This is a genomic window from Streptomyces sp. NBC_00258 (assembly GCF_036182465.1).
In the GTDB taxonomy this organism is placed as follows: domain Bacteria; phylum Actinomycetota; class Actinomycetes; order Streptomycetales; family Streptomycetaceae; genus Streptomyces.
The window spans coordinates 5,891,749-5,903,464 of the sequence record NZ_CP108081.1; the positions used below are offsets into that span (position 1 = coordinate 5,891,749).

Sequence of the window (11,716 nt, forward strand, 5' to 3'; positions counted from 1 at the left end):
CCGAGTTTGCCATGATTGCAGGCGCTGGACCGGGGCCCGTCCGTCGGGTCGGTCCGAGGCGGGCGCCGCCCGCCCGGTACGTGATTCGTCGAAGGTTGCGGTGGAGAAAGTGGCTGCTCGGACAGACACCGAGTTGGTCTTCGGCGGCACGGCCGCACGGTTCCACACTCCGGGCGAGGACCTGCTCGGCCGAACAGCCGAGTCGGACGAGACCGACCGCGGCCTCCGCGATCCGGCCGGGCCACGCCTGGTGCTCGTCCGCGGCGAACGGGGCATCGGACGCAGCGTGTTCGCGCACGCCGCCGCCGAGCGACTGCGCGCGGAAGGGATCGCGGTCCTGACGATCGCATGCGTCCCCGGTGACGACGAACATCCCCAACTGCTGGCACTGCGACTGGTCATGGCCCTGGAGGAACACCGGTCCGCCGCGACGAAACGCAGGCCCGCGCACAAGCCGGCCGCGGAAGCGCTGTCCGCCACGAAGCGCGGCGACCGGACAGCGATGGCCGAAGCACTCGCCGCCGCTCTGGCTCGACCGACCCCCGCGGTCGTACTCGTCGACGACGCCCACCACGCCGACGCCGAGTCCCTCGCCCTGCTCGACGAGGCCGACTTCGAACGGACTCCGCCCGGCACCAGGCTGATCCTCACGGCTGTCCGCCACACCGCACCGGACAGCACACCCCCGCCCCCCGGCTCCGCCCACACCGTGGACCGGCTCACCCACAACCGGGCGGCACACACGATCGCCCTGCCACGCCTCAGCCTGGAGGACGCCACCGCCATGGTGGCGCAGCGCTTGCGGTCCGCACCCGACGCCGACCTGATGCGCCGGGTCCACGAGTTGAGCCGCGGCATCCCCGGGGCACTGGACGCCCTCCTCGTCGAATGGACGGCACAGGACGCGATCCGCACGGCCGACGGCCACGCCTTCCTCGGCACCGGTGCGCCCGTGCCACTGCTGCCGGACCACGACCGGTACGTCGCGACGCTGCGGACCCTGGAAGAGCCCTGCGGAACGGTGGCCACGGCGCTGAGCATCCTGTGGCCGCTCGGCCGACTCGCCGAGACCCTGATCGCGTCGTCGACCGGACTGCCCGCCGATGCCGTCACCACCAGCATCCGCACCCTCGTCGACGAGGGCATCCTCGACGAACTGCCCGGCCGGAACGCCCCCTCCACGACACGCGGCTGGACATTCCGCGTACCCCTCCTGGCACACACCGTCCGCGAACGGCTGGGCCCCGTGAAGCGCAGCCACCTGTCCGCGACCGCGGTGGAAGCACTGTGGGCGGGCCGAGGGCCGGGAGGCACGGAGAACCGGGCGGGCGCCGCGAGCCCGACCGGGACCCCGGCCGACACCGGAGCCACCCCACAGGACCCACCCCCGCCCGCGCTCCTCGAAGAGGCGGACGCGCAGACCTACCTCCCCGACCGGATCGCCGACGCCGGCTTCCTGATCGACAGCGACCGCGCCGTGACGGAACTGACGGCCGCCGCACGATCGCTGTACCCCGACCTCGAACGCCGCGGAATGCTGCGGTGGCACATGGGAGCCGTCCGCCTCATCGAGGAGCAGTACGCCCGCGACCTCGCCATACTCCGGTCCGGCCAGGCCGCCTTCGGCTGCGGCGACTACCGGACGGCGGCCGAATGGCTCGTGTGCGGCCCCGCCGAGGGCCTCGACCCACAGGCGGTCCACGAGGCCGCCACCCTGATGGTGGCGTCGGCGGCCGCCGAGCAGGACTGGCCGGCCCTGTCCCGCATGGGCACCGCACTCTGGTGGGAGGGACTGCCGCTGTCCGCCATGGCCACCGTGTCCGGCCGCGTCCAGGCACTGTGGCAACTGGAGAAGTGGCAGGAGGCACTGGCCCTCATGTCTCGGACCGAGCGCGTATGGCAGGCCACCCCGGGCAGCCGAGCACTGCTGGACCTGTTCAGCAGGGTCGCGGAGTACGTACTGGGCAGCCCCGACCGGTTCACCCGCGCACTGGCCCTGCCGGAGGAACCGGGCCTGCCTCCCAACAAGGCGTTCGCGCAGAACATCGCCCAGTTCGACGTACTGCTCGGCATCGGCGACCTGCGAGGGGCAGCGAACCTGCTGTCCACCCGGGGCATGTCCCTCGAACTGCTCCCCCAGCCAAGCCGGTTCCTGTGGCACCACCTCAACGGACGGTGGGACGAGGCGCTCTCGCTGGCACGCCGGCTCCTGGTCAACGGCGGGGTCCTCAACGTGGTCCCGGGACACCATCTGCTCCCCGCCCGCACGGCGGCCGTCCTCCTCGCCCAGGGACGCACCACCAGCGCCGACCGCCTGATCAGCAGCGTGCGCGGGCAGGTCGACGGGCCGCTGGAACACATCCTGGACCACGCCGAGGCCGACGTACTGCGGACCCTCGGCGATCTCTCCCGGGCCGAGGAACTGCTGCGGCGCGGCCTTCGCGCGGCGGACGAACGCGGATCCTTCTACGGCACCGACGAACTGCTGGCCTCGCTCGCAGAGGTACACGCGGAAGCGGGACACCCGGACCGGGCGACGGCCTGCCTGGAACGCCTCGACCGGACGGCCGAGCAGATGAACAGCGGCCGAACGCGACTCCTGCACCTGCTGACATCGGGAAAGATCCTGGGCCCGGACTCCCCGGAAGCCCGCAAGCACCTGCACGAGGCGGTCGACCTGGCCCGCTCCCGCACCCAGCCGTTCGAAACGGCGGTCACACTCCTGGCCGCCGCACGCGCGAACGCGGCCCCGGCGGCCCTCCTGCACGAGGCGTACGAACGGTTCGGCGACCTGGACGCCACGCTGTGGCGCTTCCACACCAGGGCCGCGATGCGAGAGACCGGGCTGCCCGTACCCGGCCGCAAACAGGCCACGGCGGAGAACCAGCACCTGCTGGCCACCCTGCTCGCCGAGGGACTCACCAACCGCCAGATCGCGGGCGTACTGCGGCTCAGCGAGGACGCGGTCGCGAACCGACTGTCCCGGCTGTTCGCACGCACCGGAATGCGATCCCGCACAGCGGTCGTGACAGCCGTGCTCACGGGCAGCCCGATGACCGCGGACCACCACTGACCCCTCCCACCCCGCTCATGCCAGATTTCCCTGTCCTTAAGGAACGAGGGGCCTCCGGGAGCGGATCGAGGCAACCACCCGTGCCACCATCAACTCCTGAACGGCATGGACCACTTGGGTTCCCGAATGGGGGGCGAATGCCTCAGCAGGTACTCACGGACACCGTGCGCGTGGCGATCCACGCACCCGACGCCATCGTCCGCGCCGGACTGCTCAGCTATCTCCACAACGACCGCCGCATCCGCGAGGTCCCACCGGACAGGCTCCGCGAAGCGGACATCATCGTGGTCACCGTGGACGTCGCCGACTCCTCCACCCTGGACCTGCTCCGCAGCCTGTGCGACAAGCCGGACGCACGGTTCGCCCTGGTGGTGGGCAAGGACTGGCACGCCGACGTCTCGGCCGCGGTCGACCGCGGGGTCCGCGCCGTCCTCTGGCGCGACTCCTTCAGCCAGGCAGCCTTCATCCGAACCCTGCACACCATCGCGGACGGCGGCGGAAGCCTCCCGCCCACCCTCCAGGGCACCCTGATGGAACAGGTCCGCTGGGCCCAACGCGAACTCCTCGCCCCCCGAGGCCTCACCGCATCCGGCATCAGCCCCCGCGAGGTGGACGTCCTCCGCCTGGTCGCCGAAGGCACGGAACTCGCCGAAATAGCGACGAAGCTCTCCTACTCGGAACGCACCGTCAAATACATCCTCTACGGCGTGATGAAGCGCCTACACCTGAAAAACCGCGCCCACGCCGTCTCGTACGCAATACGAGCGGGCATCATCTGACCCACCACCGCGATCAGTGCGACTCTGCGGTACGTCAAGAGCGGATCCCACCCTTCCAGGGACACGAGACGCCGAGCGAGACACCTTCACTCCTCGCCCGCCCGCGGCTGAGGCCACGGCCCGCAGAGCGGCCACGTCCAGCGCCGTCGCCGCACCCACTGAAACAAAAAGCCCAGCTCAGACACTGTCTGAGCTGGGCTTGGAGTGGAGCCCCCTGTCGGATTCGAACCGACGACCTGCTGTTTACAAGACAGCCGCTCTGGGCCGGACTGAGCTAAGGAGGCATCGCGTACTACAACGCCGCACACGAAGGCGGCTCCACTGTACACAGACCCCCTCGTCCCGATCCACGAAGTTGCCCTGTCAGGGGCCTCGAAAACCATGCGTAACCACCCGCGCACCCGTTCGTTGAACGGACTGACGTGCTGTTCCGAATATCGGACTGCGAGGGGGGCTCGTGGAGGAGTCGGCGGAGAAGCCGAGGCCAGTGAAAGGTGTCCAGGCCGAGCGCATCAAGCGTGAGGAACTCGGCATCGAAGACCGCCGCAAGCACGAGGGCCGCAAGGCGACTCCCCTGAAGAGTCATGCCAAGGAGACCGGCTCCCACCATCGTGTCTACCGGTTCCGCTTCTATCCGACTGAGTCGCAGGCCGAGCAGTTGGGGAAGACGTTCGGTGCTTGCCGGTGGGTCTACAACGAGGGGCTGGCCCTGCGGTCGGGAGCCTGGGAGCAGCACCGGGTGAGGGTGGGTTTCGCGGAGACGTGTCGGGCGCTGACGGGTTGGAAGCGGGCCGAGGAGAGGGCGTGGCTCAAGGAGGTGTCCTCGACGGTGTTGCAGCAGTCCCTGCGGCATCTCGATCAGGCGTTCACGCGGTTCATCAAGGGGGTGGCGAAGTATCCGAAGCGGAGGAAGAAGCAGCGGTCGCGGGATGCGGCGACGTATGTGCGTACGGGGTTCAGATGGGTCGAGGATCCCGAGCGGCGGGGAACGGGCCTGATCACGCTCGCCAAGCAGTCCGGGCCGTTGGACGTCCGCTGGTCCAGGGCGCTTCCCGCGGGGGTTGTTCCGGTCCGGTTGTCGGTGACGCGGGACCGGGCCGGTCGGTATTTCGTGTCCGTGCTCGTGGAGGAGCGTATGACGGCGTTGCCTGCTGTCTTCCTGTCGGGTTCGCGGGAGCCGAAGGCGGTCGGGCTGGACTTGGGGCTGGCGTCCTTGGTGACGCTGGATGACGGTACGAAGCTGGACCATCCGCGGCTGCTGAAGCGGTACGCGGAGAAGTTGGCGCGGTTGCAGCGGGAGCTGCACAAGAAGGTGAGGGGATCGAGGAACCGGGAGAAGGTCAGGCAGAAGATCGCCCGCCTCTACGCGCTCATCGGTGACGTACGCAGAGACATGCTGGACCAGTTCACGACCCGCCTCGTGCGCGAGAACCAAGTGCTCGTGGTGGAGGATCTGTCCATCGTGACCCTGTTGCGTCCGGCTCGCGGAAAGGGCCGTCGGCGCAAGGCGAGGCTGAGCCAGGCGATCATCGACGCCGGGTGGGGTGAGCTGTTGCGGCAGCTGCGGTACAAGTGCGAGTGGTACGGCCGCACGTTGGTGGTCGTCGACCGTTTCTTCCCCTCCACTCGGAGGTGCTCGGCGTGTCATGTGAAGGGCCCGAAGCTTGATGTATCCGTCCGGGAGTGGGCGTGTGCCGAGTGCGGCGCGGTGCACGACCGGGACGTGAACGCGGCGGTGAATCTGCGGGATGAGGGGATGCGCCTGTATTGGCTGGTGGCATCCGCGCTGCCTCCGGACCGACAGCCTCCGGCCGTAATCAAGGCTTCGGAGTTGGAGAAGTGTCTGCTGGCCGCGTAGTCGGGCTGGTGTGCGGTACGGACCGACGGGCCGTCGGCCGGAATGCCTGTGGAGCCTGCGTGAGACCGTGCGTGACGGCGGGGTAGCCCGTTGTTCGTCGGCAGCGGCTGTGAAGCGGGAAGCCCTGGCAAGGTCAAAAGTGAGTTGCTCTGCCACGATCGAAAATTTCCTCGAACTTCATCGCCCTCGGAGTACTGACAGAACGTGTGAACGCGAGGTAGCGTCCTGAACCAGTCCGCTCATGTGGACTACACCACTACGGACCGTTCCGTAGCGGTCACACCACCTTTACAACGGATCGTCCGGCACGTTCCTGCCGGTGAAGGGGGCCTACGACCCATGGCCACTGTCTCGTTCAACAAGGCGACCCGCATTTACCCGGGTGGCGACAAGCCCGCCGTCGACCAGCTCGAGCTCGACGTCGCGGATGGCGAGTTCCTCGTCCTCGTCGGCCCCTCCGGCTGCGGAAAGTCCACCTCCCTGCGGATGCTCGCGGGTCTCGAGGACGTCAACGCCGGCTCGATCCACATCGGTGACCGCGACGTCACGCACCTGCCGCCCAAGGACCGGGACATCGCCATGGTGTTCCAGAACTACGCGCTGTACCCGCACATGACGGTCGCCGACAACATGGGCTTCGCCCTCAAGATCGCCGGCATCAACAAGGCCGAGATCCGCCAGAAGGTCGAGGACGCGGCGAAGATCCTCGACCTCACGGACTACCTGGCCCGCAAGCCGAAGGCCCTCTCCGGCGGTCAGCGCCAGCGTGTCGCGATGGGTCGCGCCATCGTGCGTGAGCCCCAGGTCTTCCTCATGGACGAGCCGCTGTCGAACCTCGACGCCAAGCTCCGTGTCTCGACCCGTACGCAGATCGCGTCGCTGCAGCGCCGCCTCGGCATCACCACGGTGTACGTCACCCACGACCAGGTCGAGGCCATGACGATGGGCGACCGCGTCGCGGTCCTCAAGGACGGTCTGCTCCAGCAGGTCGACTCGCCGCGCAACATGTACGACCGCCCGGCGAACCTCTTCGTGGCCGGCTTCATCGGCTCCCCGGCGATGAACCTCGTCGAGGTCCCGATCACCGACGGCGGCGTGAAGTTCGGCAACTCCGTGGTGCCCGTCAACCGCGAGGCCCTCAAGACCGCCGCCGACAAGGGTGACACCACGGTCACCGTCGGTGTCCGTCCGGAGCACTTCGACATCGTCGAGCACGACGGTGCCGCGGCCGCCTCCCTGTCGAAGGACACCGAGGACGCCCCGGCCGGCCTCGCCGTCACCGTGAACGTCGTCGAGGAGCTCGGCGCCGACGGCTACGTCTACGGCAGCGCCAAGGTCGACGGCGACCTCAAGGACCTGGTCGTCCGCGTCAGCGGCCGCGCGGTTCCGGAGAAGGGCGCCACGCTGCACGTCGTGCCGCGTCCGGGCGAGACCCACGTGTTCTCGACGTCCACGGGCGAGCGTCTCTCCGACTGACCGAGTCGGTGGAGCCGGCCGGGCCCGACCCGGCCGATCCCGGAGATTTCACCCAGGTTGACGAAGAAGGCCCCGCAGCAGCCTGCGGGGCCTTCTTCGTTGTCGACAAATACCCCGGCAGAACGGGCATTTCGATACCCGTACGTCAACATCAAACTCGAAAACGACGGTTTACCCGTCCCCCGAATTGATTACTAAATGTCGCCAAATCATCACCCCGCGCTACCCTCACTCGCGTGAAGCACTCCACTAACCACTCGACGCGAAACGGCCGTGGTCCCGCCGGCCGACCGACACGGCACGGCCGCGGTCCGGCCCGCCGCATCGGTCGTACTCTCGCCCTCGTTCTGCCCGTCGTCCTGGTGCTCTCCGGGACGCTCGCGGTCACCCGAGTCAACTGGTCGGGAAACAGCTCCTCGACGTCGGTGCTCGCCGCATCCGCCGAGGACGTCTCCCGACGCGCCCCGTCCCGCGCCCCGCAGGACGTGCTGCGCGACAAGCTCCTCCTCGAACTCCAGGAGAAGAGCCCAGGCGTGGCCCTCACCCACCTCCAGGAGGCGGTGAACGGCCGTCCGTCGCTCGCCAGGCACTGCGCGTCCATCGCCCGCGCCCTGGGCCGCGCCGCCGTCCGCGCCTACGGCCCGACCCGAGCCCAGTCGTTCGCCCGCCCGGTCTGCGACACGTCCTTCGCCACGGGCGTGGCAGCCCAGCACACCTGAGCCGCCAGGAGGGCCCGCGCCCCCAAAGGGGCGCGGGGAACTGCGCGACCAGCCCTCACCGACCCGCAGATCCCCACCCCGCGCAGCCCCGCAACCCCGCAGACGCCCACCCGCAAATCCCGCGGGGCGCCACGTACAGTTCGGGTCATGACCGATCCGAACGCCGCGTCGCGCCCCGTTCAAGCCGTCGTCCTGGCCGGCGGCCAGGGCTCGCGGCTGCGTCCCTACACCGACGACCGTCCCAAGCCGATGGTCGAGATTCCCGGCACCGGGACCCCGATCATCGGCCACCAGCTGGCCTGGCTCGCCGAGGAGGGCGTCACCGACGTCGTCGTCTCGTGCGGCCATCTCGCCGAGGTGCTGCAGCAGTGGCTGGACTCGGCCGAACTGCCCGTCTCCGTGACCACCGTGGTCGAGACGGAGCCCTTGGGCCGCGGCGGCGGCCTCAAGTTCGCCGCCAAGCACCTGCCCCACCCGGACCGCCCCTGGTACGCGACGAACGGCGACATCTGGACCCGTTTCTCGCTGCGTGAGATGGCGGACTTCCACACCGAGCGCGACGCGGTGGCCACCCTCGCGCTGGCCCGCCCCCGCATCCCGTGGGGCGCCGTCGAGACCGACGACTTCGGCCACATCACGGACTTCATCGAGTCCCCGCCGACCGCGTACGGCATCAACGCGGGTGTGTACGTCTTCTCCCCCGAGTTCGCCGCCCTGCTGCCCGACCTCGGCGACCACGAGCGCTCCACGTTCCCCCGCCTGGCCCGTGAACGCCGCCTGGCCGGCTACCCGATCCCGCAGGGCGCGTACTGGCGCGCCATCGACACCGCGAAGGACCTCACCGAGGCCGCCAAGGAGCTGGCGGCGCTGGGGCGTTGAAGCACTTACGCCGACCCGCGGAAGTGGCGTGTACGACGATGGGGCCCGGCACCTGAGTGGTGCGGGCCCCATCGTCGTACGGTCCTGGGCCGCCGTACCAGCTTGGCCGTGCCGCCCTGTCGGCGGGCGGTGTCAGCCCAGCAGGCCGCCCACGAGCCCGGAGCCACCGCCGGAGCCGGAGCCGCCACCGCTGCCGGAGCCGCCCGTGCTTCCGCCGGAGCCGGAGCCGCCGCTGCCGGAGCCGCCGCCCGAGCCCGTACCGCCGGTGGTGCCGCCCGATGAGGACGGGCCGGCGGTGGTGCTGGGGGCCTGCGGCGGGGCGGACTGCTGAGGCGGGGCCTGGCCGGAGCCCTGCGTCTGGCTGGGCTGCCCGGCACCTGCGCCCGCGGTCTCGCGGGCCGCGCCCGGTGTGGTCGCGGCGTCCGAGGGCCTCGCGGAAGTGGCGCCCTGGGTGGGCGAGTTGGCCGCCGAGGGGCTCTCCTTGTGCCGGCGCTGGCCGGGCTCCTCCGGGAGCGGGGAGCCGGGCAGTTCGTTGCGCGGGGCCTCGCCGGGGCCGGGAACGACCACGCGGTCGGCGTCACGGACGGCACCGCCGAGCAACGAGCCGATGAGCAGGGTGAGTCCGACGACGATGGTCGTGACGAGCGCGCCCCGGCGCAGGACGCGGCTGCGCAGCTCCCAGATGTCGGCGCGCGGCCCGAGCGTGCGCCAGGCCTCGCCGGCGAGGCGGCCGTCGATGGAGTAGACGGGGGCGCCCGCGATGATCAGCGGGGACCAGGCGGCGAGGTAGATGATGTCCGGCGCGTCGTAGGCGGGGACGGACTTCCAGCTGACGGTGAGGAGAAGGGCCGCCGACAGCAGCGCGCCGACGACCGCGGCGACCCGCTGCCACAGGCCCAGCACGGTGAGGACGCCGACGATGACCTGGAAGAAGGCGATGAGGAGTCCGGCGCCGACGGGGTGTTCGAGGGCGAACTGGCGCAGTGGCTCGGCGAGTTCCCAGGGGTGCAGGGAGTTGAGCCACTTGACCATGGAGCCGCGTTTGCCGCCGTCGAAGTAGACGGGGTCGCAGAGCTTGCCCATGCCGGCGTAGATGGAGATGAAGCCGAGGAAGACGCGCAGCGGGAGCAGGACGACGCCGAGGTTCATCCGGCGGCCGGGGTAGTACCCGTGCCGGACGGGGGCGGCGCCGTGCCGCCTGAGCGCGCCGTCGTCCTCGTCCCGGTACTCGTCGGCGTCGTAGGAGTCGTCCTCGAACTCGCCGTCCGCGTACGGACGTTCGTCGATCTCCTCGTACGCGCTGCCCGCGCTGCGCATCTGCGGCAGGAGGCGGGTCTCGGGGCCGCGGACGGTCGGTGTCTCGACGGTGGCGTCGACGTCGAACCCGGGGGGTCCGCCCTCGCCGACGCGCGGGATGACCTGGGTCGAACCGCCGTCGCCCGCCGGCGCCTCGGCGCCGTGCCCCAGACTCGTGCTCCGCACCGCCTGCAACAGCCGGGTGGCGCCTGTGTCGTCGGGGGCGGACTTCCCGCTCCAGACGACGGGCGCGCGGCGGCGGGTGCCTGCGGTGGTTCCGACGACGGGGATGCGCGCGGTGTCCTCGCCCGAGCTCAAGTGCCGCGCGGCGCGCGGGGACTGGGCCCGCGGGGCGGCGTTCAGCTGCACGCGGAAGCTCGCATGATTGACGATGACCTGCGCCGGATCGCTCGGCACCTTCACCATGCTCAGCGCGGGAGCGTCGTCGAATCCCAACGAGCGGTCCCCCGTGGGTGTGCGGGGTGTTCTGGTGTCCACACTCATCTAACCGAGTGACGTGTGTTTAGGACACTGCTTTGACCGCCCCGATCTGTCCGGACCCCGTCAAGATCAACGAGCCGCGCCCCGCAAGGGGCGCGGGGAACTGCGCGACCAGCCCCCACGCACCCGCGGATCAATTCAACCGGGCGGTAGCCGCACCGATTCAGGCCCGGCGCCGAGCCGCCTCGTACAGCACAACTCCCGCAGCCACACCCGCGTTCAGCGACTCCGTGCCGCCCGGCATCGGGATCCGCACCCTGAAGTCACAGGTCTCACCGACGAGTCGGGAGAGCCCCTTGCCCTCACTGCCGACGACGATGACGACGGGACCGCCGAGGGCCTCCAGGTCGCCGACCTCGGCCTCCCCGTCCGCGGCAAGACCGACCACGATGAGGCCGGCCTTCTTGTAGGCCTCGAGGGCCCGCGTCAGGTTGGACGCACGGGCCACAGGCGTACGGGCGGCCGCACCCGCGGACGTCTTCCACGCACCGGCGGTCATGCCGGCCGCACGGCGCTCGGGCACGACGACACCGTGTCCGCCGAACGCGGAGACGGACCGGACGACGGCTCCGAGGTTGCGCGGGTCGGTCACGCCGTCGAGCGCGACGATCAGGGGGTCCTTGCCCTCGTCGTACGCGGCGGCCGCGAGGTCCTCCGGGTGCGCGTACTCGTACGGCGGGACCTGGAGCACGAGCCCCTGGTGGTTGAGGCCGTTGGTCATGCGGTCGAGCTCGGGGCGGGGGGCCTCCATGAGGTGGATGCCGCCGCGGTCCGCGGCGAGCTGGAGCGCCTCGCGCACCCGCTCGTCGTTGTCGATGAACTGCTGGACGTAGAGCATCGACGCCGGGACGCCCTCGCGCAGCGCCTCGACGACGGAGTTGCGCCCGACGACCATCTCGGACGTGCCCTTGCCGCCCCGGCCGCCGCGCGGCGACGGGCGGCGCACGGTCTGCTTCGCGTTGGCCCTGGCGGTGGCGCCGGCGATGCGGTTCTTCTTGTGCCCCTTGCGCGCTTCGGCGGGCGGGGTCGGACCCTTGCCTTCCAGGCCCCGGCGTCGCTGGCCGCCACTGCCGACCTGCGCGCCCTTCTTGCCGGACATGCGGCGGTTGTTAGCGGCCATGACCTACCTGTCTGT

Annotated in this window: 8 protein-coding genes and 1 tRNA gene; 6 read left to right on the forward strand and 3 right to left on the reverse strand. The window is 70.4% G+C overall.

The window, feature by feature from the left end; translation table 11 throughout:
- Nucleotides 1-109: 109 nt before the first annotated feature.
- Together OG718_RS26085 and OG718_RS26090 are read left to right on the forward strand one after the other, a co-directional pair.
- Nucleotides 110-3,073: an AAA family ATPase gene (locus OG718_RS26085; RefSeq protein WP_328845303.1), complete on the forward strand. Its 2,964-nt coding sequence runs from the start codon at nt 110-112 to the stop codon at nt 3,071-3,073.
- A gap of 137 nt (nt 3,074-3,210) precedes the next feature.
- The gene (locus OG718_RS26090) at nt 3,211-3,852 is read left to right on the forward strand and encodes a response regulator transcription factor (RefSeq protein WP_143639579.1); all 642 of its coding nucleotides are present in this window, start codon (nt 3,211-3,213) and stop codon (nt 3,850-3,852) included.
- Between the two features lie 205 nt (nt 3,853-4,057).
- Here OG718_RS26090 and OG718_RS26095 read toward each other — a convergent pair.
- Nucleotides 4,058-4,136, reverse strand: a tRNA-Thr gene (locus OG718_RS26095).
- Nucleotides 4,137-4,339: 203 nt separating this feature from the next.
- Here OG718_RS26095 and OG718_RS26100 point away from each other — a divergent pair.
- The 4 genes from OG718_RS26100 (at nt 4,340) to OG718_RS26115 (ending at nt 8,784) form a co-directional block, all read left to right on the forward strand.
- Complete coding sequence (locus OG718_RS26100) at nt 4,340-5,710, forward strand: RNA-guided endonuclease InsQ/TnpB family protein (RefSeq protein WP_143639578.1); 1,371 nt, start codon at nt 4,340-4,342, stop codon at nt 5,708-5,710.
- A gap of 339 nt (nt 5,711-6,049) precedes the next feature.
- Nucleotides 6,050-7,186: an ABC transporter ATP-binding protein gene (locus tag OG718_RS26105; RefSeq protein WP_143639576.1), complete on the forward strand. Its 1,137-nt coding sequence runs from the start codon at nt 6,050-6,052 to the stop codon at nt 7,184-7,186.
- Nucleotides 7,187-7,422: 236 nt separating this feature from the next.
- Nucleotides 7,423-7,905 carry a hypothetical protein gene (locus OG718_RS26110; protein WP_186001260.1) on the forward strand — a complete coding sequence of 161 codons (483 nt, stop codon included), beginning with the start codon at nt 7,423-7,425 and terminating at the stop codon, nt 7,903-7,905.
- 147 nt (nt 7,906-8,052) lie between these two features.
- On the forward strand, nt 8,053-8,784 hold the full coding sequence (locus OG718_RS26115; protein ID WP_143639575.1) for a nucleotidyltransferase family protein: 732 nt from the start codon (nt 8,053-8,055) through the stop codon (nt 8,782-8,784).
- A 132-nt stretch (nt 8,785-8,916) separates the two neighbouring features.
- Here OG718_RS26115 and OG718_RS26120 read toward each other — a convergent pair whose 3' ends face one another.
- Nucleotides 8,917-10,584: a DoxX family protein gene (locus tag OG718_RS26120; protein ID WP_260695334.1), complete on the reverse strand. Its 1,668-nt coding sequence runs from the start codon at nt 10,582-10,584 to the stop codon at nt 8,917-8,919.
- Between the two features lie 160 nt (nt 10,585-10,744).
- Complete coding sequence (gene rlmB, locus OG718_RS26125) at nt 10,745-11,701, reverse strand: 23S rRNA (guanosine(2251)-2'-O)-methyltransferase RlmB (RefSeq protein WP_143639573.1); 957 nt, start codon at nt 11,699-11,701, stop codon at nt 10,745-10,747.
- Between the last annotated feature and the right edge of the window lie 15 nt (nt 11,702-11,716).